Source organism: Nocardia sp. NPDC052001 (assembly GCF_040680615.1).
GTDB lineage: Bacteria > Actinomycetota > Actinomycetes > Mycobacteriales > Mycobacteriaceae > Nocardia.
In genome coordinates, this window is sequence record NZ_JBFAXC010000006.1 from 12,791 (window position 1) to 36,302 (window position 23,512).

Annotated in this window: 21 protein-coding genes; 7 read left to right on the top strand and 14 right to left on the bottom strand. The window is 67.8% G+C overall.

All coding sequences use genetic code 11. The features are described from left to right. Window positions 1–89 precede the first annotated feature (89 nt). Window positions 90–1,007: a ribonuclease Z gene (locus tag AB0L82_RS26645; RefSeq protein ID WP_364641865.1), complete on the bottom strand. Its 918-nt coding sequence runs from the start codon at window positions 1,005–1,007 to the stop codon at window positions 90–92. A gap of 121 nt (window positions 1,008–1,128) precedes the next feature. Between AB0L82_RS26645 and AB0L82_RS26650 the strand changes: the two genes are divergently transcribed. Next, window positions 1,129–1,590, top strand: a complete 462-nt coding sequence (locus tag AB0L82_RS26650) for a DUF6153 family protein (protein WP_364641868.1) — start codon at window positions 1,129–1,131, stop codon at window positions 1,588–1,590. An 87-nt stretch (window positions 1,591–1,677) separates the two neighbouring features. After that, on the top strand, window positions 1,678–2,325 hold the full coding sequence (locus tag AB0L82_RS26655; RefSeq protein ID WP_364641871.1) for a DUF305 domain-containing protein: 648 nt from the start codon (window positions 1,678–1,680) through the stop codon (window positions 2,323–2,325). Between the two features lie 65 nt (window positions 2,326–2,390). Here the strand turns inward: AB0L82_RS26655 and AB0L82_RS26660 are convergent, their stop codons facing one another. Together AB0L82_RS26660 and AB0L82_RS26665 are read right to left on the bottom strand one after the other, a co-directional pair. Further along, the gene (locus tag AB0L82_RS26660) at window positions 2,391–2,681 is read right to left on the bottom strand and encodes a hypothetical protein (protein ID WP_153804144.1); all 291 of its coding nucleotides are present in this window, start codon (window positions 2,679–2,681) and stop codon (window positions 2,391–2,393) included. Window positions 2,682–2,831: 150 nt separating this feature from the next. Beyond that, complete coding sequence (locus tag AB0L82_RS26665) at window positions 2,832–4,256, bottom strand: amino acid permease (RefSeq protein WP_364642954.1); 1,425 nt, start codon at window positions 4,254–4,256, stop codon at window positions 2,832–2,834. Between the two features lie 424 nt (window positions 4,257–4,680). Here AB0L82_RS26665 and AB0L82_RS26670 point away from each other — a divergent pair, with 424 nt between their 5' ends. Next, entirely contained in the window at window positions 4,681–5,289 is a 609-nt protein-coding gene (locus tag AB0L82_RS26670; RefSeq protein ID WP_364641874.1) for a hypothetical protein, read from the top strand. Window positions 5,290–5,310: 21 nt separating this feature from the next. Here the strand turns inward: AB0L82_RS26670 and AB0L82_RS26675 are convergent, their stop codons facing one another. After that, on the bottom strand, window positions 5,311–6,354 hold the full coding sequence (locus AB0L82_RS26675) for an NAD(P)-dependent alcohol dehydrogenase (protein WP_364641877.1): 1,044 nt from the start codon (window positions 6,352–6,354) through the stop codon (window positions 5,311–5,313). 139 nt (window positions 6,355–6,493) lie between these two features. On the opposite strand from AB0L82_RS26675, the gene AB0L82_RS26680 reads away from it, so the two are divergent. Then, the gene (locus AB0L82_RS26680) at window positions 6,494–7,957 is read left to right on the top strand and encodes an NAD(P)/FAD-dependent oxidoreductase (RefSeq protein WP_364641880.1); all 1,464 of its coding nucleotides are present in this window, start codon (window positions 6,494–6,496) and stop codon (window positions 7,955–7,957) included. A 7-nt stretch (window positions 7,958–7,964) separates the two neighbouring features. Beyond that, window positions 7,965–8,882, top strand: coding sequence for an alpha/beta hydrolase (locus tag AB0L82_RS26685; protein ID WP_364641883.1), 918 nt, complete (start codon window positions 7,965–7,967; stop codon window positions 8,880–8,882). A gap of 11 nt (window positions 8,883–8,893) precedes the next feature. Here the strand turns inward: AB0L82_RS26685 and AB0L82_RS26690 are convergent, their stop codons facing one another. From AB0L82_RS26690 to AB0L82_RS26715, 6 genes are all read right to left on the bottom strand, one after another. Next, the gene (locus AB0L82_RS26690; protein ID WP_364641886.1) at window positions 8,894–9,187 is read right to left on the bottom strand and encodes a chorismate mutase; all 294 of its coding nucleotides are present in this window, start codon (window positions 9,185–9,187) and stop codon (window positions 8,894–8,896) included. A 64-nt stretch (window positions 9,188–9,251) separates the two neighbouring features. Continuing rightward, the gene (locus AB0L82_RS26695) at window positions 9,252–9,821 is read right to left on the bottom strand and encodes a helix-turn-helix domain-containing protein (protein WP_364641889.1); all 570 of its coding nucleotides are present in this window, start codon (window positions 9,819–9,821) and stop codon (window positions 9,252–9,254) included. Window positions 9,822–9,870: 49 nt separating this feature from the next. Beyond that, entirely contained in the window at window positions 9,871–11,100 is a 1,230-nt protein-coding gene (locus tag AB0L82_RS26700) for a cytochrome P450 (protein WP_364641892.1), read from the bottom strand. Window positions 11,101–11,144: 44 nt separating this feature from the next. After that, the gene (locus AB0L82_RS26705) at window positions 11,145–12,293 is read right to left on the bottom strand and encodes a BTAD domain-containing putative transcriptional regulator (RefSeq protein WP_364641895.1); all 1,149 of its coding nucleotides are present in this window, start codon (window positions 12,291–12,293) and stop codon (window positions 11,145–11,147) included. A gap of 192 nt (window positions 12,294–12,485) precedes the next feature. Next, the gene (locus AB0L82_RS26710; RefSeq protein WP_364641898.1) at window positions 12,486–14,711 is read right to left on the bottom strand and encodes a glycosyltransferase family 39 protein; all 2,226 of its coding nucleotides are present in this window, start codon (window positions 14,709–14,711) and stop codon (window positions 12,486–12,488) included. Window positions 14,712–14,961: 250 nt separating this feature from the next. After that, window positions 14,962–15,816, bottom strand: a complete 855-nt coding sequence (locus AB0L82_RS26715; RefSeq protein WP_364641900.1) for a hypothetical protein — start codon at window positions 15,814–15,816, stop codon at window positions 14,962–14,964. Between the two features lie 152 nt (window positions 15,817–15,968). On the opposite strand from AB0L82_RS26715, the gene AB0L82_RS26720 reads away from it, so the two are divergent. After that, on the top strand, window positions 15,969–16,418 hold the full coding sequence (locus AB0L82_RS26720) for an SgcJ/EcaC family oxidoreductase (protein WP_364641904.1): 450 nt from the start codon (window positions 15,969–15,971) through the stop codon (window positions 16,416–16,418). Between the two features lie 69 nt (window positions 16,419–16,487). On the opposite strand, the gene hrpB is transcribed toward AB0L82_RS26720, so the two are convergent. The 4 genes from hrpB to AB0L82_RS26740 all read right to left on the bottom strand — a co-directional run bounded on the left by hrpB (window position 16,488) and on the right by AB0L82_RS26740 (window position 21,501). Then, complete coding sequence (gene hrpB / locus AB0L82_RS26725) at window positions 16,488–19,070, bottom strand: ATP-dependent helicase HrpB (RefSeq protein ID WP_364641907.1); 2,583 nt, start codon at window positions 19,068–19,070, stop codon at window positions 16,488–16,490. Between the two features lie 247 nt (window positions 19,071–19,317). Further along, window positions 19,318–19,932 carry a DUF6636 domain-containing protein gene (locus AB0L82_RS26730; RefSeq protein ID WP_364641910.1) on the bottom strand — a complete coding sequence of 205 codons (615 nt, stop codon included), beginning with the start codon at window positions 19,930–19,932 and terminating at the stop codon, window positions 19,318–19,320. A gap of 92 nt (window positions 19,933–20,024) precedes the next feature. Continuing rightward, complete coding sequence (locus tag AB0L82_RS26735; protein WP_364641913.1) at window positions 20,025–20,846, bottom strand: helix-turn-helix domain-containing protein; 822 nt, start codon at window positions 20,844–20,846, stop codon at window positions 20,025–20,027. Window positions 20,847–20,877: 31 nt separating this feature from the next. Then, window positions 20,878–21,501 (bottom strand): hypothetical protein, encoded by a 624-nt coding sequence (locus AB0L82_RS26740; protein WP_364641916.1) that lies wholly within the window; start codon window positions 21,499–21,501, stop codon window positions 20,878–20,880. A gap of 480 nt (window positions 21,502–21,981) precedes the next feature. On the opposite strand from AB0L82_RS26740, the gene AB0L82_RS26745 reads away from it, so the two are divergent. Continuing rightward, window positions 21,982–23,472, top strand: coding sequence for an MDR family MFS transporter (locus tag AB0L82_RS26745; RefSeq protein WP_364641919.1), 1,491 nt, complete (start codon window positions 21,982–21,984; stop codon window positions 23,470–23,472). The last annotated feature ends 40 nt before the right edge of the window (window positions 23,473–23,512 follow it).

Here is a 23,512-nt window from a genome sequence, read left to right on the forward strand (position 1 = left end):
TGCACGCGCGCCAACCGGACCGAAACGGCCCGGCCGACTTCGCACCCCTGCGACTTCCGGCCACCCGCTCGGCAACCGGTGAACACCGCTCAATGCCGGGGCGGCACCGGAATTCGCATGAGATCCTCGGCGACCACGATCTCGCCGTCGAACTCTTTGCGCGCCTCGGACAGATGGTCGTCGAGTGAGCGATAGCGCTGTGAGAAGTGGGTGAGCACCAGGGTGCGCGCACCGGCGCGGGCCGCGACCTCGCCCGCCTGCCCTGCGGTGAGATGGCCGAATTCGGTGGCCAGATGGGTATCGGCGTCGACGAAGGTGGCCTCGATGACCAGCATGTCCACCCCGGCCGCGAGTTCGTGCACCCCATCGCATATGCGGGTGTCCATGATGAACGCGAAGCTCTGCCCCCGGCGCAATTCGCTGACCTCGTCGAGATAGATGGTGCGCCCGTCGATCTCGACCTCGCCATCACGCTGTAGTCGGCCGACCACCGGTCCGGACAGCCCGAATTCGCGCAGCAGTTCCGGCACGATCCGCCGTCCGTCGGCCTCGGTGAGCCGATACCCGAATGCCTCCACCGGATGGGAGAGCGGTGCGGTGCGCAGTGTGAAAGGCGCTCCGGGCGCGTCCAATTCACCCGCCGCCGCGATCGGATGCGGTCGCAGCTCCCCGGTCTGGTGATACGCGGTGGAGGTGCACAGCCGCTGGAAATACTCCTCCCCCGAGGCCGGGTAGTACACGTCGACCGGATGCGGCACCCTGTCCAGGCTGATCCGCTGCACCACGCCCGCGAGCCCGAGGCTGTGATCGCCATGGAAGTGCGTGATGCCGATGCGGGTGAGATCGGTGGCCGAGACCCCGGCGTAGATCATCTGCCGCTGCGTGCCCTCCCCCGGGTCGAAAAGCATGCCCTCGCCATCCCAGCGCAGCAGATAGCCATTGTGATTGCGCTGTTTGGTCGGTACCTGACTGGCTGTTCCCAAAATGACCAGTTCGCGCTGTGACACGGGCGTCAGGCTACCGGGCGAGGGCGACTTCCTCAGGGCGGCGCGTTCCCGGGCGCGCCTCGCGTCAATACCAGGCGGGGGTATCGCGGCGGCCGGAGTGCCCGGCACTAGAATGGCTCCCGTGGTGGAACAGCAGGCCCTCGGAACCCGGTTGACCCGGGCATTCGGCCTGTTCACCCTGCTCGCCGGAATCGCGATCATGCACGCGGTGGTCATCGGCATGGGCGGCGGTTCCGGCGAAATGACCCATATGGGCTCGGACTCGCATGCGACCGCGCCGCTCCCGGCTGCCATGCCCGAGCCGCTCACCATGACCGTCGGCACGCCTCTCACCATGAGCACCGCACACGAGCAGACCGTGCCCGGCTGCGGCGGCGATTGCGACGGACATGCCGGATTGCACGGCTGCGTCTTCGTATTGACCGCCCTGCTGCTCGCTCTCGGACTGGCCCTGCTGGGCTGGTTCGGTCTGCGGCAGCGTGAAGCGACCGCGACCAAGGTGCGCCAACTACCCCCGCACCGCGCCCGTCCCCCACCGTGGACGGTGCTATCCCTGGCCGATTTGGCGATTCTGCGGATCTGATGGGCCGCCGCGACCGCGTACTCCCCACGCGGACGCGCTTTCACATGCCCTTTTTCTCATCCTCCGCAATTGCCAAGGAGTTCAAGCATGTTCACCATCAGCCGTATCAAGCTCGCCGTCATCGCCGGTACCGCCGCCGTCGCGGTCATCGCCGCGGGCTGTTCCAGCAATGATTCGTCGAGTTCGGCCCCCGAAACCACCAGCAGCACCGGCGCTTCCATGCCCGGCATGAATCACGGCGGCGGCACGGCAACCTCCGCGCAGCCCGCCACCCGCACCGATTTCAACGCCGCCGACATCACCTTCCTGCAGATGATGTATCCGCATCACGCGCAGGCGGTGGAGATGGCGAAGCTGGTGCCGTCGCGCTCGCAGAATCCGCAGTTGATCACCCTCGCCAAGAATGTGGAGCAGGCCCAGTCCCCGGAGATGCGGCAGATCACCACGCTGCTGCAGGCTTTCGGCAAGGGCGCGCCGAGCGCCACCATGGGCCACGAGGGTATGGCCGGAATGATGACCGCCGATCAGATGACCGCGCTGGAGAAGCTCTCCGGCCCGGACTTCGACACCATGTGGATGCGAATGATGATCGAGCATCACAAGGGCGCGATCGATATGGCGAATACCGAACTCGCGGGTGGCGGCAACGCCGAGTCCAAGGCCATGGCCCAGGCCATCGTCACGAGTCAGCAGGCTGAGATCGACGAGATGAACCGCATGCTCGGTAAGTCCTAGCCCGGAAAGCGCAACGGGTGCACCGGAATCCGGTGCACCCGTCGAGTGCTCGTAGTGGGGCCGATTCAGCTGCCGATGACCGTATTCATGATCGTTCCGGCGCTGGTGGCCGTCGCGCCGCCGATCATGGCTCCCGCCACCATCTTCGGCGATTCCAGCCCGCCGCCGCTCCACTTCTCCCAGGCGAAGCGCCCGCCGCCGTAGGTGATGGCGGTGACGCCGGAGAGCATGGTGAACCAGGTGAAGTAGCGAACGAGTTTCATCAGCTTGTCCGCGACCGGCGGGGTCTCCGGTGTCGGATTGCCTATCTGCGCGACCACGGTCGTGTAGGTCTCGTGCACGGTGGCGAGGAGCATGCTCACGATCGATTCCTCTCGAATGCTGAGGTGGTGCTGACAGGGCGGAACTTGTGGCGCAACTCTCACTAGTGAGTGCAATTGAACCTCATCCCGCCAGGTCGAGTCATGACGACACACCACCGGCAGCGAACTCGAGCGACCGTTCAGTTATTGCTTGGCATTCGCTTTGCCGAGCAGGGAGTGCTTGCGGCTGTAGGCGAAGTAGATGACGAAACCGATCGCCATCCAGATCACGAACCGCAGCCAGGTCTCCACGGACAGGTTGAACATGAGCCAGGCGCAGGCGATCACGGACAGGATCGGCACCAGCGGTACCAGCGGCACGCGGAAGCCGCGCGGCAGGTCGGGGCGGCTGCGGCGCAGTACGACCACACCGATGGACACCAGCACGAATGCGAAGAGCGTGCCGATATTGACCATTTCCTCGAGCGTGCCGAAGTCCACGAATCCGGCCAGCACCGCACAGATGACGCCGACGATGGCGGTGATCCGCACCGGGGTGCCCTTGGGCCCGGTCTTGGCCAGCTTGCGCGGCATGAGTCCGTCGCGGGCCATGGCGAACAGCACTCGGGTCTGGCCCAGGAACAGCACCATCACGACGGTGGTGAGACCGGCCAGCGCGCCGATGGAGATGAGGTTCTTGGCCCAGGTGACGCCGTTGATGGCGAACGCGGTGGCCAGGGTGGCGTCATCGCCCTGCAGATCCTTGTAGGACACCATGCCGGTCAGCACCAGCGAGACCACCACGTACAGCACGGTGACGATGGCGAGCGAGCCGAGAATGCCGCGCGGCACATTGCGCTGCGGGTTCTTGGTCTCCTCGGCGGCGGTGGCGACCACGTCGAAGCCGATGAAGGCGAAGAACACGATGCTGGCCGCGGCGAGCAGGCCGTACCAGCCGAAACTGCTGTGCCCGCCGCCGGTGACGAGCTGGAACAGGGTCTGATGCAGTTTGCCGGTGGAGTCATCGGTATTGGGCACCGATTCCGGGATGAACGGCTTCAGATTGCTGGCCTTGAAGTAGGTCGCGCCGACCACGACGACCAGGGCGATGACGGCCAGCTTGATGGCGACCGCCACGGCCGAGACGCGGGAGGAGAGCTTGGTGCCCAGGGCCAGCAGTACGGCCAGCACGGCGATGAGAAGTACTGCGCCCCAATCGAATTTGATCGAGCCGAAGTGCCAGATGGGCTGCCGTCCGCCCATGACCACGCCGAGGTATTGCGACCAGCCCTTGGCCACGACCGAGGTGCCGAGCGCGAATTCCAGGATGAGGTCCCAGCCGATGATCCAGGCCACGATCTCGCCGAAGGTGGCGTAGGAGAAGGTGTACGCGCTGCCCGCGACCGGCACGGTGGAGGCGAATTCGGCGTAGCAGAGCGCGGCCAGGCCGCAGGCGACGGCGGCGAAGACGAAGGCCAGCGATACCGCCGGTCCGGCGAGGTTGCCGGCGGTGCGCGCGGTGAGGGTGAAGATGCCCGCGCCGACCACCACGGCCACGCCGAAGATGGTGAGGTCCCAGGAGGTCAGGTCCTTGCGGAGTTTGGCATCGGGTTCGTCGGTGTCCCGCATGGACTGTTCGACGGATTTGGTGCGGAATAACCCGCTGTCACGGGGGGACAGTTCTCCTGGCGCTCCCGACTTGGGATCCGATATCGCCACTGTGTCTCCTAGGTCTGACTTCTCGGCAACAATGCAGTTGGCGTCGGACGTGCAACGCCCGGCACCTGATTCGTTCGCCTTCGCATGTGACCGGCAGACAGAAACCCTGGTCCTGCCCCGGTCGGTGCTCTCGATCTCGGGGCGAGATCTGAGTTGTCGGCGTCACACCGAACCGTATCACCCACTGGTACGAACCAGTTCAGCAACTGGACGGACAACATTCGCCCGAATACGGTTCGAATGACGTCTCGCCCGGAACCGGCCGGTCCCGTTGGGGTTTGCTACGCAGGACGGGGGTGGGCGCGCCACGGGTGATCGGGCGGCGCTGGACCGCGTGCCGGCCGATGCCCGCGCGGTGCAGATTCGGGAAATGCGCGGTGATGCCCGCTCGCTACCGGTGGAGCGCGACCCGGTTGCCGTACCGGCGCTGCGCGAAGCCCTGCTGATCACCGACTACACCGCCATGTTCCTGGAAACCACCGATCGAGGCGTACCGCTGCTCGAGCCCGAATTGGCACAGGTGCGCGACCGCCTGCTATCCGGTTATCCAGATCCGATCGATCGAATCCTGCGAGTGCTGATCTGGTACGGCTCGGGCACCGCGAACTCCTCGGGATATCCCACGCACGAGGCGGTTCCGGCGCAATTGCTGGATCAGGAGGAGCCCGCGGATATCGCGCGGGCGGTGGAGAACGCGGAGGGTCGCGCGCCGGCGGGCGCGACCGAGCACATGGTGACGAGCACGGCGGTGCGCACGGGGGCGGACACACCCGCGGACCGCGCCCTGACGGGTGCGGTCCGCTATCTGGCGAGCCGGCCCGGACGGCAGCGGCTCCCAACGCTTTCGGCGCATCTCACGCCGGACGCGCAGCGCGCCATCGTGGCGCATGCGTCGAGCGCCAGGACCCGAGCCTGGCTCGAGCGTCGTTTTCCGAATCGGTGATTCGGGGATGGTGAATCCGGGTCAGGGCACCAGCACCGCGCGGCCGTTGATCTCGCCATTGTCCAAGCGGCGCAATGCTTCCGCACCTTCGGCGAGATCGAAGCGCTCGATCTCGATATGCAGTTTGCCCGCCTGCGCGAGACCGACGCAGTCGTAGAGGTCACCCCTGGTGCCGCCCAGCGACTTTCGCACCGTCGCGCCCCAGGGCAGGCCCGGGCCGCCCGCCGGACCGGCATTGATCTCCGGCGGGGTGCCGCCGCCGATGCCGATCATGCGGTACGCGCCATTGGGCGCGACGCTCTCGACCGCCATCTTCGCGGTGGCGTCGATGCCGACGAAGTCGAACACCGCTTCCGCGCCGCGCCCGCCGGTGAGTTCCAGAATCTGCTTCGAGGTGTCCTCGCCGGACAGAATGCCAAGGTCCGCACCGCATTTGGCGGCCAGATCCAGTTTGTCCTGGCTGACGTCGACGGCGATGACCCGTACGCCGGTGATGGCCTGGAGAATCTGCACGGCGACGTGACCGAGCCCGCCGATGCCGATGGCGACGGCGGTTCCGCCGGGGCGCAATACATCTCGCGCCCCGCGAATGGAGTGGTACGCGGTGAGCGCGGCATCGGCAACGGGTGCGGCCTGCAGAAAGTCCAGGTCCCCGATCGGCACGAAGGCGCTGGCCGGAATGCGCACGTACTCCGCCATGCCGCCTTCGACGGTGAGGCCGGGGGTGGGCGGCATGGCGACGCGGCCGGCGGCGATGCAGACGTTCTCATTGCCGCTGACGCATTCGCGGCAGACGCCGCAGGTCCAGAACAGGTACACGAGTCCGCGTTCGCCGACCTCACGACCGTTCACATGGGAGCCGATGGCCTCGATGGTGCCCGCGATCTCGTGGCCGATGGTGAGCGGTTCCTCGCGTATTTGGTACGGGAAGTTCACCAGGGTCACATCCGAGTGGCAGACACCGGCGGCGCCGACCCGCAGCAGCAGATCATTGGGTCCGATATCGGGGACCGGGATGTCGTTGACCGCGACTTTTTCGGGGCCGGTCCACTGGAGTGCTCGCATATTTGTTCCTTGGCTGGCGCTGGTGATCTGGCGCACACGCTAGCACTCGCTATACACTGCGTCTAACGAATGACGGGATGTCTACTGATATCTCGAAAAGTCTCCCGAAGACCGGAACAGGAACCTAGGCTGCGGTCGCATGAACGAACCACGTATCGCCGTGGTGGGTGCCGGAATCTCCGGCATCTGTATGGGGGTGGCCCTGCGGCGAGCCGGATTCACCGATTTCACGATCTTCGAGAAGGCGGCCGATTACGGCGGCACCTGGCGCGACAATACCTATCCCGGACTGGTGTGCGATGTGCCTTCACGCTATTACCAGTTCACCTTCGCCATGAATCCCGAATGGTCCCAACTGTATTCGGCCGGGCCGGAGATTCGGGACTACCTCGCCGGGGTGGCGCGCGAACACGGGCTGCCCGCGCATACGAGGTTCGGCGTCGAAGTGGTCGGCGCGCGTTTCGAGGGCAGCACGTGGCGGGTGCGCACCTCCGACGGCGCGGAGCGGATCTTCGACTTCGTCCTGTGCGCAACGGGATTCCTGCATCGGCCGAAGCGGCCGGATATCGCGGGGCTGGATGATTTCGCCGGAACCGTCATGCATTCCTCGCGCTGGGATCACACGGTCGACCTGACCGGCAAAAGAGTCGGCGTCATCGGGTCCGGATCCACCGGAACGCAATTGGTCAGCGAGCTCGGCGGCAAGGTGCCGAAGGTCGTGATGTTCCAGCGAACTCCGCAGTGGATTCTGCCGACGGTCAATAAGCGGTACCGGGATGTGACGAAGCGGCTCTATCAGCGGCTGCCGCTGCTGGGCACCGCGGCGTATCAGATGAATCGCGGCTTCTTCGCGGCCTTTTCGCAGGGCCTGGTGCATCCGGGCCGGATTCGCTCCTTCATCCAATGGGTGGTGGCGCGAAATCTGCGGTCGGTCAAGGATCCCGAGTTGCGGCGCAAGCTGACACCGGACTATCAGGCCATGTGCAAGCGACTGGTGGTGTCGGATCGGTTCTACAGCGTGGTGCAGCGCGCGGACGTCGAATTGGTCACCAGCGGTATCGATCACGTGAAGGACGGCGGTGTGGTGACCGCCGACGGCGAGCTGCACGAACTCGATATCCTGGTGCTGGCAACGGGATTCGATTCGCACGCGTATATGCGGCCGATGGCGATCACCGGAACCGAAGGCCGCACCCTGGATCAAGCCTGGGCGAATGGCCCCCGCGCCTTCGAGGGCGTGATGATGCCGGACTTCCCGAATCTGTTCATGCTGGTCGGCCCGCACAGCCCTTTCGCCAACCATCCTCTGACCGCGGTCGCCGAAGCACAGTCCTCTCGCATTGTCGGCTGGCTGAAGCGCTGGCGCGCAGGCGAATTCGAGACCGTCGCACCCACCGCCGCCGCCACCGACCGCTACAACGCCATGATGCGCGCCGCCGCCCCCGGCACGGTGTGGACCACCGGCTGTCAGAGCTGGTACCTGGGCAAGGACGGGCTGCCGGAGCTGTGGCCGTGGAGTCCGAACCAGTACGAGAAGCGAATCCGGCGGCAACCCGATGCCGTCGACTACCACCTGGGCCGCCCGGCCCTGAGCGAGAAGTGAGTGCCCGGTGCTGATTTCCCTGACCCGCCTGATGTCCCGCGCCGTGGGTGCGTGGTGGTTCGGCGCGGCCCCGGACTGGGTGGAGGTGCGCCGTCGCGCCACCGTGAGCACGACATCGGCGAGCGCGGGCAAGGGGGTGACTGTCACGGCCGGGCGACTGGCTGGCCTTCCGGTCGAAATCCTCACTCCCCCACGTGCTCCCGCCGATGCGGCGGTGCTCTACCTGCACGGTGGCGGCTTCGTCATGGGCAGCCCCAAGATGATGCGGCCGCTGACCGGACCGCTAGCGGTGGATATGAACACCACCGTCTACGCCCTCGACTACCGGCTCGCCCCGGAGCATCCGCATCCCGCGCCCATCGAGGACGCGATGGCTGCCTACCGGGCTCTGCTGGCGCGGGGCATTCCGTCCGAACGCATTGCGGTGGCGGGTGATTCGGCGGGCGGCGGTCTCACCCTGGAACTCGGCCTGCGCATTCGGGACGAGGCATTGCCCGCACCCGCGGTGCTCGGCATGATCTGCCCGCTGATGGATTTCTCACCGGATTCGGCGGCCTTCCACTGCGGTCCCACCCGCGAACCGCTGCTCACCCCCGAGGTGATCGCGAAATGCCTGGACGGCTATCTGCCGGGTGTCCCGGCCGAGCGACGCCGCGCCCTGTCCCCGATATACGGGGATCTCATCGGCCTGCCCCCGATGGTCCTGCACTCGGCGACCGATGATCCGCTATCGGGCGACGGCCGCCGCCTCGCCGATATGGCGGCGAAAGTCGGTGCGCCACTGCGGCATCGGGAGTACCGCAAACTCTGGCATGTCTTTCACGCCATGCCCATGAAGCCCGCGCGCGCGGCGGTGAGTGATCTGGCCGCCATGCTCGCGGAGGGCATCTACGGTCACCGCACCGGCTATCGCGCCACGCACTGACCGAAACCGGTTCAGCCGCGGCCGATTTCGGCGTGGGTGTCGAGTTCGAGGTTGATGAACGCGCCGATCATGGCCCGCCACACGGCTTCCGCGACGGCGGGTTCCAGTCCGGCGGCCGCGGCGCGTTCCTTGGCGAGCGAGACGACCTGCTCCACGCGATCGGGGGCGCGCACGGCCTGCTCATCCTTCTTGAATCCGGCGGCGGCACGCACGAGTTGCTGCCGTTCGGCCAGCAATCGGGTCAGCTCCCCGTCGAGGGCGTCGATGCGGGTGCGGACTTCGGCGAGCGATTCTGGAGCGGACACGGTCGACTACCTTAGCCGGGCTACCGGAACGGCAGCGCGGCCCGCATCGGCAGCGCCGAACAGCTCAGGCGAAGGCGCGCGTGATGATCGGAACGACGAACTCCTCGAGCATGGTGCGTTCGTCCTCGTCATCGCGCCCGGGGGCGGACAGCAGCGAGACGATGATGCGCGTCAGCCAGCGGGCCAGGCGGCTGCGTTCGGGATCGGTGAGCCCGGTCGGGGTGAACAGATTCGCCGCGATGGATTCGATGACCTCGGAATCCTGGCTGATGCGTCCGGCCGCCCCCGCCTCACCGGGCCGGAACCAGGCGATGAGCAGCGGTTCGGCACGCACCTGGTGCACGGCCCCGAGCATGGCGGCGATGATCCGCTCGCCCGGATCCTCGATACCCCGCACCTGATCCACCACGCGCGCCGAGATACGCCGGGTTTCGCGGTGCACGAAGGCCAGCCGCACCGCCTGCCGGTTCTCGAAGTACCGGTACAGCGTGGCCCGCGAACACCCGGCCGCCTTGGCGATATCCCCCATGCCGACCGCAGTCACCCCGCGTTCGGCGAACAGATCCGCCGCCGCGTCGAGAATGCGTTCGGCGGCCAGGTCGGCCCGATCGTCGGACAGCCAGTCCCGGCTCATGCTGTCTCCCTTCGGCCTTCGAACGTTCGCCCGACCCTACCGGCGCGAGCTACGCGACGGCCCGGAAGGGGACGCTCATGGGCCAGCGCACGTAGTTGCCGTTGGACCAGGTGACATTGTCGAGGTCGACGGCGAAGTCGGGGCAGCGGGTGAGGAGTTCCTCCAGCGCGACCCGGGCCTGCATGCGGGCGGCGGCCGCGCCGAGGCAGTGGTGATGGCCGTGGCTGAAGGTCATGATGCGCTTGGGATTGCGGCGCACGTCGAGTTCGGCTGCGGTGGGGCCGAATTCGCGTTCATCGCGATTTGCGGAACCGTAGAGCAGCAGCACCTTGCGCCCGGCGGGAATGATGGTGTCGTGCAGTTCCACATCGCGGGTTGTCGCGCGCGCCAGACCCTGCACCGGTGAGGTCATGCGCAGGAATTCCTCCACCGCCTCGGGAATGAGTTCGGGATGTTCGGCGAGCAGTCGCCGCTGTTCCGGATACCGGTGCAGCAGCTGTACCGCGCCGCCGAGATTGCCGGTGGTGGTGTCGTTTCCGCCGGTGATCATGGTGAAGGCGAAACCGAGGATGGCCAGGATGCCCTCATTGTCGCCGTCCTCGCCGAGGCCGGAGGCGAGCAGGTGCGAGATGGTGTCATCGCCGGGTTCGGCGCGGCGGCGGGCGATGAGTTCGGCGAAGTAACCGACCATTTCGCCAAGGGCAGAGGGCAATTCACCACCCGCGGCGATCTTGGCACCGTCCACGGCACCGCCGACGATGGCGTAGGTCCATTCGTCGAAGCGGTCCCGATCGGCTTCCGGGACACCGAGGTAGTGCGCGACCACCATGGTCGGCAGCGGTTTGAAGAGTTCGGCGACGATATCGCCGGATCCGTTGGCGCGCAGTCGTTCCAGGCGCTCCACCACGAACGCCCGGACCGCCGGTTCGACCGAATTCACCTGGCGCGGTGTGAATCCGCCCGCGACGCGGCGGCGGAAGTCGGTGTGCTCGGGCGGATCCATGAACACGAACGGGCGGATGGGGATGCCGGCCGCTTCCAGGCTCATGTAGTCGACGGTCAATCCGGCTGCGGAGGAATAGGTTTCGGGGTCTCGCGCGGCGGCGTACACATCCTCGTGCCGGGACAGCACGTAGAAGTCGTCGTGCTCGCGCCCCTCGGGGATGACCCGGTGCACCGGATCGTTGTCCCGCAGGGCCGTGTAGGTGGGCCAGGGGTCACGCCAGGTCTCACCGGACATCAGCTCGAATCGAACTTCCTGAGACGCCATTGAACTCATGATTCGACGGTAAGACAAATAGCAATATTTGTCTAGAACAGGTTTCATTCCTCGACGGCGGACACGCCTCTGGTGGCCCGGACGAGCACGAAGGTCAGCTCGGTATCGCCGATCCGCAAGCGCACGCCATCGGCCAGGATGGCGCTGTCCACCACTCGCACCCCGTCGACGAACACACCGTTCGAGGAGTGCAGATCCTTGAGCACATACGTCATGCCGTTATCGACGATGAGCGCGTGATGCCTGCTCACCCGACCGTCAGCGAGGGGAATGTCATTGTCCGAGAGTCGTCCGATGCGGGTGGCGGTGCCGGAGATCGGATAGACATTGCCGTCGCGGTCGCGCAGGATCGCCTCCGGTTCATGCCAGCTGCGATCCACGATGGTGGTGGCGCGGGTCGCGGAGGCGGCCCCGACCACCCCGGCGGTGAGCTGGTCCTGGCGCAGGATGCGCGCCTCGAGTTCGCGAATGCGATGGCCGGGATCGATGCCGAGTTCCTCGGCGAGTGTGGCGCGCAGGCGGCGGGCGGCATCGAGTGCGTCGGATTGCCGTCCGGCCAGGTAGAGCGCGGTGATCAGCTGTTCCCAGAGTGATTCGCGCAGTGCGTGATCGCGCACCAGCAGCGCGAGTTCGGCGATGACGGATTCGGCGCGGCCCTGGGCGATATCGGCTTCGGCGCGGGCCTCGATGACGCCGATGCGCTCATCGTCCAGGGCCACGGCGTAGGCGTCGGCGAAACCGAGTCCGCGCAGATCGGACAGGACCGGACCCCGCCATTGCGCGAGCGCTTCGGACAGCGCCGTGGTGGCGGCGGCGAAGCGGCCCGCGGCCAGGGCGCGCAGACCGACCTCGCGACGGGTGCGGAAGCGGAAGACATCGCAGGCGGCGTCATCGACCACGATGCGATAGCCGGTGCCCATATGCTGCAGCACGGTGCGCGCGTCGATTCCGCCGTCGCGCAGGGGTTTTCGCAGGTTGGAGACGATGGCGTGCAGGCTCACCCGGGCGTCCGGTGGCGGATACTCCTCCCAGACGGCGGCGGCGAGCGCGTCGACGGAAACCGGCCGATTGGCGTTGATGGCCAGATAGGCCAGCACCGCACGCTGTTTCGGCCCGCCGAGCTGCTGCGGTACACCATCGATGGTGAGCTGCACCGGGCCCAGCACCCCGACCTGTGCGCGCACCTCGGCCATCGCCGAACTCCTCACGACCGCCCCCCGTGGCTTTCGACCGCAACTCTAAGCTTTTTCGCGCCGTCGCGGGCGGCTGTTACCCGGCCTCGCAAGACAAATACCAACCGATCGGCTCGCATCGTGCGAACCGATCGATCGGCAGATAGCCCGGGCGTGGGCGGAAAACCGTCGTGCGGTCGTCCGCCCGAACCATCAAGCGAGGTGGTAGACCTCCATATTGCCGACCATGGTCACCGGGTAGTTCGCCCGGACCCAGGCGGTGATCTGCGCCGAGGTCGACTGGTCGGATCCGGAGCGACCGCCACCCTGGCCGTTCTGCCCACCTTGGCCGTTCTGACCGCGTCCGCCGCGACCCTGATCGCCCGGGCCCTGCGGATTCTGGCCTTCGTTCTGTGCGTTCTCGTCCTGCCCGTTGCGGTTCTGGCGCTGCCGGACCAGGTAGTAGCCGACCTGATGGTCCGCCACGTAGCCCTGGAACTGCGCCAGCGTCGGCGCTTCGTCCCGGCCGCTGAAGCCGCCCACCGCCAGTAGCGGTGCGCCGGTGCGCAATTCGATCGAACTCACCTCGGAAGCGCCCACCGCGGCGGCGGCCCAGCGGGTATTCGTCGAGGCGATGAGACCGTCGATGGCCGAATCGTCGTTCGCGCCACTGCCGCCACCGCGATACTGCCCGCCGCGTGAGGGCCGCTCCGGGCCGGCGATCGGGCTGCCGCCCGAATGCGCCTGCGCCACGGTCTCCACCGCGTACGCCGTCGGCCCGACCAGGCCGACAACCAGTGCGACAGTGCCGATTACGAGGCTGAAGCGGCGCACGCGCGGCATGCCGAGCAGCAGTATCGCCGCCACGATCGAGAGCACCAGAATGCTCCAGCGCAACCACGGCAGCCAGTACGCGGTCCGGCTCAACAGTACGAAGGTCCACGCACCGGTGGCCACGCTCATCACGGAAAGCGTTGCGCGCGCGGCGATATGCTCGCGTCGCTGCCACAGCTGCGTCGCGCCGATACCGATGAGCGCCGCGATCGGCGGAGCCAGCATGACCGAGTAGTACGAGTGGAACGACCGGCTCATATAGCTGAGCACCGCCGCACTCACCAGCAGCCAACCGCCCCAGAGCACGAGCCCGGCACGCACCCGATCGGTGCGAGCCACCCTGCGGGTAATCCACACACCCGCCACCAGCGCGATGAGCGCGGCGGGCAACAACCACGAGAACTCCGTAGCGAGTTCACCATTGAAGAGCCGAGTAACCCCGGGCTGACTCCCGAACCCCCCGAAACCACCCTGGAATTGGCCTCCCCCACCACCACCCCCACCGGGGATCTGCGCGGCACCACCACCGAATTGGCCACCACCACCGGGGAATTGACCACCCCCGGTGATCTGACCGGCTCCACCGGGGATCTGCGCGGCACCGCTCGGCATTTGTCCTGCGGTGGTGGGGATTTGGGTGTTGGTGGCACCGCCGGTGAGTTGGGCGGCGGCACCGGCGGTGGGGCGTGGCGTGGCAGGGTGGCCGCCACCGCCGCCGTGGTTGCCGAAGACGCGGCCGAGGCCGTTGTAGTCGACGGCCAACTCCCACAGGCTGTTATCGGTGGATCCGCCGATGTACGGGCGGGATCCGGTGGGCCACAGCGGCACCAGGGCCACGTACCAGCCGGAGGACACCACCACGGCAAGTCCGGCGGTCGCCAGTTTCTTTATGCGCGTGAGCATTCCGCCCGCGCCCGCGACCAGCACCACCAGCGCGAGGCCGGGCAGCACCAGGAACGCCTGCATCATTTTGGTCAGGAAGCCCAGGCCCATGAGGACGCCCGCACCGGCGAGCCAGGCGGTGCTCGCCGACCACCAGTTCTCCCCGGGCGCGTCCACCGATCGCACCGTGCAGTACGCGGCGGCGACCAGCAGCAGCGTCAGCAGGGCGTCGGGGTTGTCGTAGCGAAACATCAAGGCCGCCACCGGGGTTACCGCGAGCGCCGCGCCGGCGATGAGTCCGGCGGCCGGTCCCGCCCAGCGGCGCACCGTCGCCACCAGCAGTGCGACCGCTGCCACGCCCATGAGCGCCTCGGGCGCGAGCATGGACCACGAGTTGAAGCCGAAGACCCGCCCGGACAGACCCATGATCCACATGGCGGCGGGCGGTTTGTCGACCGTGATGGAGTTCTGCGGGTCGAGCGAGGCGAACAGCAGCGCCTTCCAGCTCTGGGTCCCCGATTGCACCGCGGCCGCGTAGTACTCATTGGTCCACCCGGCCCCGCCGAGTCCCCACAGGTACAGCACCGCGGTAGCCGCGAGTAGCGCCAGCAGCCCCGGCCGTTCCCAGCGCGGACTGCCGAGTGGGCCGAATATCACCGGCCTCCACCACGTTTCGTCCCGCACCGGCACCCCACCGTCCGCAACGCTGATCGCCGCCGTCATGCCCGCACTACCCTCCTCGAAAACCGCTCTTCACCTGCTCGGACTCGCGCAGCCTATGAGCCCCCGGTGTGCCCGCGCTTCAGCTCGCCTGGGAGTTCCCTGTGAGCCCGCTGCGTCCGCCGCATCAACCCGGCACCGCCGCATCCGACGGCGGTGGCACCGAAGCGGCAGGGCCCGAAACGCACTGCGCCCCAACCGCTGTGCTCAGCGGTCGGGGCAGCAGGGCGCGACGCTGGAGCCGCGGGGCCGGTCAGGCGCGGGTGGTGGTGAGGGTGAAGGGGGCGGTGCGGACGGTGCCGTTGTGCTTGAAGTCCAGGAACAGGCGGTAGGTGCCCGGGCCGGGAACGGCGGTGTGGAAGGTGATGTCGGGTCCGGGGGCGGTGACGCCGTCGCCGGGTTCGCCATTGGGGTGGACGTGTACGTAGGCCAGGTCGCCTGCGCGCAGGATGACCAGGTGGCCGTAGGCGGCCAGATAGGGCTCCAGATCGGTGACCGGTGCACCGTTCTCGCGCACGGTGAGGGTGAGCAGGCGGCCCTCGCCGGGGACGAGATCACCGTCGAGCGTGACCTCGTAGCCGTCGACCAGCGCGGTGCGTGTGGCCGCCGGGGTGGGCTGCGGGTCGTACTCACCGGCGATGGCGAAATCGGCTCCGAGCGTGATGGTTTTGCCCAGCGCGGTCGGGGCGATATCGGTGAACGCGCGGTACGCACCGGCGGCGGGCAGGTTCAGGCGTACGACCCAGGTGCCGTCGGCGGCCAATTCCGGGTGTACATGCCAGAATCCGGTGAGTTCCCGCTGTACCACGATGAGGTGCAGATCGCGATCGTGCAGCGGCGTGTAGTCGGTGACCGGCTCCCCCTCGGGACCGAGAATCCGGAACCGGAACTCGAATTCGCCTGCGCGCAGGATGGTTTCGGCCAGTTCGAGCGTGTACCCGTCCTGCGTGACCTGCAACCCGCCCGGCAGTCCGGCATCGTGCCCGGCGTGCGCGTCATGCCCGGCGTGCGCGTCATGCGCGCCGTGGTCCACCTGTACATGGTGCCCGGCGTGGGGGTCGTGTGCCGTGTGGTCGGTGTGGTCTGCGGTGTGTGCGTGAGTGGTCATTTCTCCGGCCCTCTCATCTGGCTTCGATCTCTGTTCCGGATCAGAGTTAATACCCCCTGGGGGTATGTAGGCAAGCCCTGAGCGAGTGAGGTGGGTCACGCCGGATCGTCGCACTTGACCTCAATATTGGTTGAGGTATCAGGATGTTGACCATGAGCACAGCAGCCGCGACCGCGCCGGTCATCGAGGACACCACGGTCGATCACACCGCCGATATCGCCGCGATCACGCAGGTAATCGCGAATGCGCAGCGGGCGTTCAACACCAATGACGCGGAGCTCATGGCCGCGGACTACGCCGCCAATGCCAGTGCGGGCAATGCCGTCGGCATGGTCATGCACGGCGCGGACACCGTGCGCGCGGCCTCGGAGGCCGGGCTCGCCGGATTCCTGAAGGACCAGTTCGTGCGCTACGACATCGCCGACATCACCTTCCCCCGGCCGGATGTCGCCCTGGTGCACAAGCTGGCCCGCGAGACCACCGCCACGGGCGAGCTGGTGGATCAGGATCCGGCCATGGTCGCGCTCTACGTGCTGGTCAAGGAGAACGGCCGCTGGTGGACGATCGCCCGCCACAACACCCCGATCCCTCGCGCCGACTGAGGCGCGAGCCGCACCCCGCCGAGTCCGTACACCCCTCGGCGGGGTGCGATCACCCGTGCGGCGCGGTCGCTATTCGCGCGCGCGGCGGGCGGTGCCCCGGTGGGCGGGCATGGCGGCGGGGTCTTCCGGCCAGGCGTGTTTGGGGTAGCGGCCGCGGAGTTCTGCTCGCACCTGGGGCCAGCCGTTCTGCCAGAACGACGCCAGGTCTGCGGTGACGGCGATGGGGCGCTGCGCCGGGGAGAGCAGGTGCAGCAGAATCGGCACTCGGCCCTCGGCCAGGCGAGGCAGCTCGGCCCAGCCGAAGATCTCCTGGACTTTGACGGCCAGAATCGGGGTGTCGCCCGAGTAGTCGAGACGAATCCTGCTGCCGGAGGGCACTTCCAGGCGTTCGGGAGCCAGTTCGTCGAAGCGGCTCGCCTGCGGCCAGGGCAGCAGGCGGCGGAGCGCTTGACCGGCATCGATGCGCTCGAGATCGGCGCGGCGAGTGGCGGTGGCCAGCTCGGGGCCGAGCCAGCTCTCCGAATCATCAAGTAGCGCTTGATCATCCATCGCGGGCCAGGGCGCGCCGAGGGTGCGGTGCAGGAATTCCAGCCGCTGCCGCAGCCCGACCGCATCGGCACTCCACCGCAACAGGTCCAATCCCTGCGTACTCAGCCCGCGCCGCAGCGCCCGTTCCACCAGCGCCCGGTCCGGATTCCGTAAAGGCTTCTCCGACAGCACGATCGCGCCCAATCGCTCGACCCGCCGCGCGACCACATCCCCGTCCACCCAGTCGACCTCATCGGCCCGGACCAGCAGATCCGGCGCCGCCTGCCGGGCCAATTGCTCATCGGCCGTGGCGGCCAGCCGAATTCGCCCCTCCGCCCGCCCCGGATCCCGGGACGCGCCCGCCACCGCCAGCCATTCCGATTCCCCCACCCCGGAACCCGGCGGCAGCGATACGGCGGTGCCGCCCGCCATCAGATAGCTGGGCGATCCCGGCCCTCGCCGCCGCGCCAACCGCTCCGGATACGCAAGCGCCGCGACGAGAGCCGGATCGTCCGCATTGCGCGGCCGCGGATCCGAACTCCGCCCCTGCCGCCGATCGCGTTCCGGTCCGCCTGCGGCGGTCCCGGCATTACTCGCCGACTGCCGTGAATCGCGTTCCCGGCGTGCGCCATCCGCCTTCCCGAACCGCTCGCGGTCCGAGCCCTCGGCATTTTCTACAAGCCTGGTGAGGCGGTCCACCTCACGCTTCCACCGCTGGGGCGGATCGGCGCGCAGGGTGCGGATGGCGGTGATCAGGTCGACGGTGGCGACGGTGGTGTCATCGTCGAGCAGGGCGACCACTTCGGCGGCGGGGCGGGCTCCCACCTGGGCCGCGCCATCGAGCAGGGCACGCGCCAGCCGGGGGTGCAGGCCGAGCGCGGCCATGCGGCGTCCGCGGTCGGTGACCGCACCACCGGGCTCCTCGGCTCCCAAGGCGCGCAGTACTTCTCGGCCCGCGGCGAGGGCACCCGGGGGCGGCGGATCCCACCAGCCCAGACCCTGACCGTCGGCGGTGCCCCAGCATGCGAGTTCCAGGGCGAGCCGGGTGAGGTCGGCGGTGCGGATCTCCGGTTCGGGGTAGGCGGGCAGGGTGGCGTGCTCGTATTCGGGCCAGCAGCGCCAAGCCCAGCCGGGCGCTTCACGACCGGCGCGGCCCGCGCGCTGTTCGGCGACGGCGGCCGAAACCCGCACTGTCGCAAGGCCGGACAGGCCGCGACGATGGTCGACGCGCGGAATGCGGGCCAGACCGGAATCCACCACGATGCGCACACCGGGCACGGTGAGGCTGGATTCGGCTACGGCCGTGGACAATACGACGCGGCGGCGGCTCCCCGCCCGCAGGGCAGCATCCTGGGCGGCCCCGGAAAGCCTGCCGTGCAACGGCATGACATCGACATCCGGCAGACCGGAGAGTTGTGCGCTCACCCGGCGAATCTCGGCCGCACCCGGCAGGAAGACCAGTACGTCCCCGGCGGATCCGGTCAGCGCCGATCGCACGGTCCGCGCGACGTGCGCCTCGACCCGTTCCTTGGGCAGCGCCGAAACATATTCCAGCTCAACCGGATACGCCCGCCCGTGCACCTCCAGCACGGGCGCGGGCCGCGCACCGCCGAGCAGCGCCGCCAGCCGATCCGCCGCGACCGTGGCGGAGGTGGCCAGCACCCGCAGATCCGGCCGCAGCCCACCCCGTGCGTCGAGCAGCAGGGCCAGCAGCAGATCGGCGTCCAGATGCCGCTCATGACATTCGTCGAGCACCACCACGTCGACCCCGCTCAACTCCGGATCATTCTGCAACCGCCGCACCAGCAGTCCGGAGGTCACCACCTCGACCCGGGTCCCCGCGCTCACCCGCCGATCCCCGCGCACCGAATACCCGACGCTCTCTCCGACCGACTCCCCCAGCAGCGCGGCCATCCGCCCGGCCGCCGCCCGCGCCGCCAGCCGCCGCGGCTCGGCGACCACGATCCGCCCGCCGGTCCCGGCGGCCAGCGCCAACGGCACCAGCGTCGTCTTCCCGGTCCCCGGCGGCGCGACCAGCACCGCCGTCCCGCGCTCACCGAGCGTCCCGACGATCTCGTCGAGCGCCGCGCGCACCGGCAAATCAGGCAGTTCAGGCAGTTTCATTGCCGCCCAGTCTGCCTTCCCCGCGACCCGCCGCTACGCCCACCGCACCACACGCACCCGTGGCACCCGATCACGACGTGCCTACGCCACCCACACCGAGCCGCGTCCACGAAGGCACGTGCGCAAACCCGCCTCGTCCTCCCTGCGATGACGAGGAAGAATTCCCGCACGACGTTCCGGGCGTGCACAGCAGCCGATGTCCCGCACCGGGATAACGGCTTCGGTTCCGGACCGGACCGAAGCCCGGTCAGAACAGGCTCTGCTGGTCGGCCGCGATGAAGAAGCCGTGGCCGCCCGCATCGCAGCGGACGCCCGCCTGGGTGGAGGTGCAGGCGGTGCCCCGCACGATGATGGTCTGACCGTATTCGAGGACTTTGCCGCCGCCCTTGTTGTTGCCGGGAGTGACGGGGCCGGTCGGGCTGCCGACGAAGACGCCCTGGTTCAGGCAGATGAACTGGGATTTCGCACCGGTGATGTAGGCCGCGACCGCGCGGTCGGGCCGGGTGCCGCAGTCGGGCAGCGCGGCGGGGACCACCGAGGCGTGCGCGAGCTGGCAGCCGGTGCCGAAGGTGCCCTCATTGACGAAGCCGCACATGATGTTTCCGGTCGGCGACTGGAAGTAGTACTTATCCCCCTGCTGGAAATCGCGGGCGTCCACATTCGCGTCATCGCGGGTGGGCAGTCCGGCGGCCGGTGAGGATGCGGCGACGGTGCCGGGCGAGCCCGGGTTGGCGTCCCCGCCCGCCGGGGTGGTGATCGGCGCGTTCGAACCGGGGGTCGCCCCGGTGGTGGCGTCGTCATTGCATCCGGCGATACCGCCGATCGCGGCGACGGCAGCGAACGCCAAAACCCATGCCTTCATGTATTTCTCCCGATTTCGATATCGCCCCCGACGCCATACAGGTCATCGAGCCGCGCGGCGAGGTCGTTAACCGGGCGTACGATCGGCGCGAATCACCAGGCGAAGATACCCGGCATCGTCTCGTGCAGCGGCGGACCGTCATCGGTGTTTCGCGGTGTCAGACTGAACATCTCGATATCGCGCCAGGGATGCGCCCAGCGCAGCGAATCCATCTGGAAGACGATCTCCTCGCCGAATTCGGGTTCGCGCACGATGACGGTGTCGTCGTAGTACGCGGTCACCGGCATGGCGGTGTTCCACATCCGGTCGAAGTTCGGATTCGACTGACACGCTTGGCGAATCGCGGCGATCTCCAGCTCGGGCACGATGCCGAGCGAGTTCTCCTTGAGGATGTACACCAGCCGGTGCACGATGGCTTCCCAGTTGACCAGCGCCTCGCGCGCCCGCGGATCGGTCATCATCTGCACGATCACGTTCACCGGTCGTTCCGGGGTGCCCAGCGCCGGATCCAGCCACGGAAACATCTCCACCGCCCGGGCATTCGCGCCGAGCACGTAGTACTCCGGAACCCGGTGCAGGAACGCCGGTCCCGGCATGTGATTCATCAGATTGAGTTCGGCGGCGGTCACCCGCTCCAATTGCCCGGCGGCGACGGTGAGGTCCTCCCCCATCACCATGGACCACACCTTGCGCCGCTTGTAGCGCGGCAGATCCAATGCGGTGCACCAGGATCGGATGGCGGCGACGGTCGGCACCCGCTGCCCGTTCTCGTACTTCTCGAAGCCGGAGCTGGACATGAACAGCAATGCCGCGACCTGTGCCTGCGTCAATCCGAGTTCGAGACGCTGGCGCTGCATATAGCTGCCAAGCATCTTCTGTTCGCTGCCGTGGTTCTCGGCCGGAACGGCGCGCATTGTGCTCCTAGCTTTTTCGTTCTGACGCGGTTCAACTGACTTGGCGCGCCGTGATACACGATTCGGCGTCCAGTCCGGCGGCCAGCTGTATGACGAGGTCGGCGGTGGCGGCCAGGCGGAGCGCGTCGGCATCGGGTGAGGGCACCCGCAACGCCTCGCGCACCGCCGAGCGGATCAGCAGCGCGGCCTCGACGAGGGTGTCGGCGTGGGTTGCCAGCCGCAGCCGCGAGATCTCGCGCGAGCCCTCGACGGTGTCGTGCTGGCGCGGGACCACGCGAATGATGCGCTCGGCCAGCACCTCGGCGCGAATGAGCAGATCGGTGAGATCGCCCCATACCCGCCGCCGCCGTTCGGGCGCGGTGGGTTCGGCCGGGCAGATCTGATCGGATTCGCGCACGATGCGCCGCGCCAGCGCGAGGAAGTCCTCGATTTCGCGCATGCGCTGGGTGCCGGGCAACTCATCGGCCAGCGTGGGATCCATCTCCCATACCCCGGCGACCGTGCGACTGTGCCGCAGCAGCCCGCCGAGCAGATCGATCACCCGAAAGAGTTCTCCCGCAACGGGTCCCACCGTGAGCCGGATCGCCATGCGTCGTTCGACGGCGATACACAATGCCTCACAGTCCCGCTGTGTGCCGGATGCGCCCGCCGTCATGAGCGAAAGCGTGGCAGACGCGGATTTACGGTGACTTAAGACACTTCCGCCTTTCGCCTTAAGAGCACGCCAAGTAGACCCGGTCGAAATCACCAGCTGATTCGATTGTGCAGCAGCGGCGTTCACCGCACATCGGCCATGACCCACCCAAGTTGGGCGACCCGCGCGGATTGACAGCCCACCGCCTCGCACGGCCCCCGGACCTGTCCGATCCCGCACCGGGTCGGGTGACCAGGGTCACTGCCGACTTTCGCGATGCTGGAAAGTCGCTGGTGAGCGGTTGAATCCGGCGGCACATCACAGCGCGGGGAGGCGAAAATCAGAGGATTCCCGTCGGTGCCGCCCGGAATACTGACGCGCGACCGATGAGTTGAGCGACCCGTTCCCGTCTGTTCTCGTGTGGCGCCGGGATAGGGGAGTCGGTGACTCGCCATCGGGCCACACGTCTGTTTCAGAGCTCACGCCCCCGGAGGTACCCGAATGCACGCCGATATATCCGCTCCCCCGGGAGCGCAGGCTCCCTCGGGAGGCGGAACCCCGACGGTCATCCGGCTGCTGGTGCTCGCGACCTTCGTGGTGATTCTGAACGAAACCATCATGATCAACGCGATCCCGCGCCTGATGACGGATCTGAAGGTCAGTGATCGTTCGGCGCAGTGGGTTTCCACCGCGTTCATGCTCACCATGGCCGCGCTGATCCCGGCCACCGGCTGGTTCCTGCAGCGGGTCACCACCCGCCGGGCGTACGCCCTGGCCATGGGCGTGTTCCTGGCCGGCACCACGCTCTCCTCGGTGGCGCCGTCCTTCGCGATTCTGCTGATCGGCCGGGTCATCCAGGCCGGCGGCACCGCGGTCATGATGCCGCTGTTGATGACCACGCTGATGACGGTCGTGCACGAGCAGGATCGCGGCCGCGTAATGGGCAATGTCACGCTGGCCATTTCGGTGGCGCCCGCCATGGGCCCGGTCATCTCCGGCCTGATCCTCCAGATCGGTTCGTGGCGCTGGCTATTCGTGCTGATGCTGCCGATCGCCGGTGTGGTCACCTTCCTGGGCCTGCGCAAACTGGAGAACATCGGCGAACCGCAGACCGGCGCGATCGATGTGGTGAGCGTGATTCTGGCGGCCCTCGGTTTCGGCAGCCTGGTCTACGGTCTGAGCAAGTTCGGCAGTGGCGATGCCACCACGCCCGCGCTGATCATCGCCGCCGGTATCGCGCTGATCGCCGTGTTCGCCTGGCGTCAGATTCGGCTGCAGCGCGGCAGCGGCCCGCTGCTGGATCTGCGCGTCCTGCTGGCACCCACCTACACCAAATCGCTGGTCCTGATGGCGGTCGCCTTCCTGGCCATGATGGGCTCGATGATCCTGCTGCCGCTGTACCTGCAGACCCTGCGCGGGCTGTCCCCGTTGCAGACCGGTCTGCTGGTCATGCCCGGTGGTCTGGCCATGGGCCTGCTCGGCCCGACGGTCGGCAAGATCTTCGACCGCTTCGGCGGCCGGGTGCTGGTGATTCCGGCCGCGATCGGCATTACCGCCGCGCTCGCCGGGTTCACCCAGATCTCGCAGACCATGCCGTACTGGCAGCTGCTGGCCCTGCACATTCTGCTGATGGCCTCGCTGGCCGCGGCGTTCACGCCGGTCTTCACGCTCGGCCTGGGTGCGCTGCCCATGCATCTCTACTCGCACGGCAGCTCCATGCTGGGCACCCTGCAGCAGGTGGCGGCGGCGTTCGGCACCGCGCTGGTGGTGACGATCATGTCCGGTCGCGCCAATTCGCTGATCGATTCCGGCACCCCGGTGCCGGAGGCGCATCTGAACGGTATGCGGCTGGCCTTCGCGGTCTCGGCGGCGCTGTCGGTCCTGGTGATCGTCATGGCGGTGCTGCTGCCCAGCCGCGCCCCGGAGCCGGAGCATGCGGAGCCGACCGTGGACGAACTCGAGGACGTCACACCGGTTCTCGTGAAGGACTGAGTATCCGGCGATAGCCGAATCCAGTGCGGGCGCATCCGAA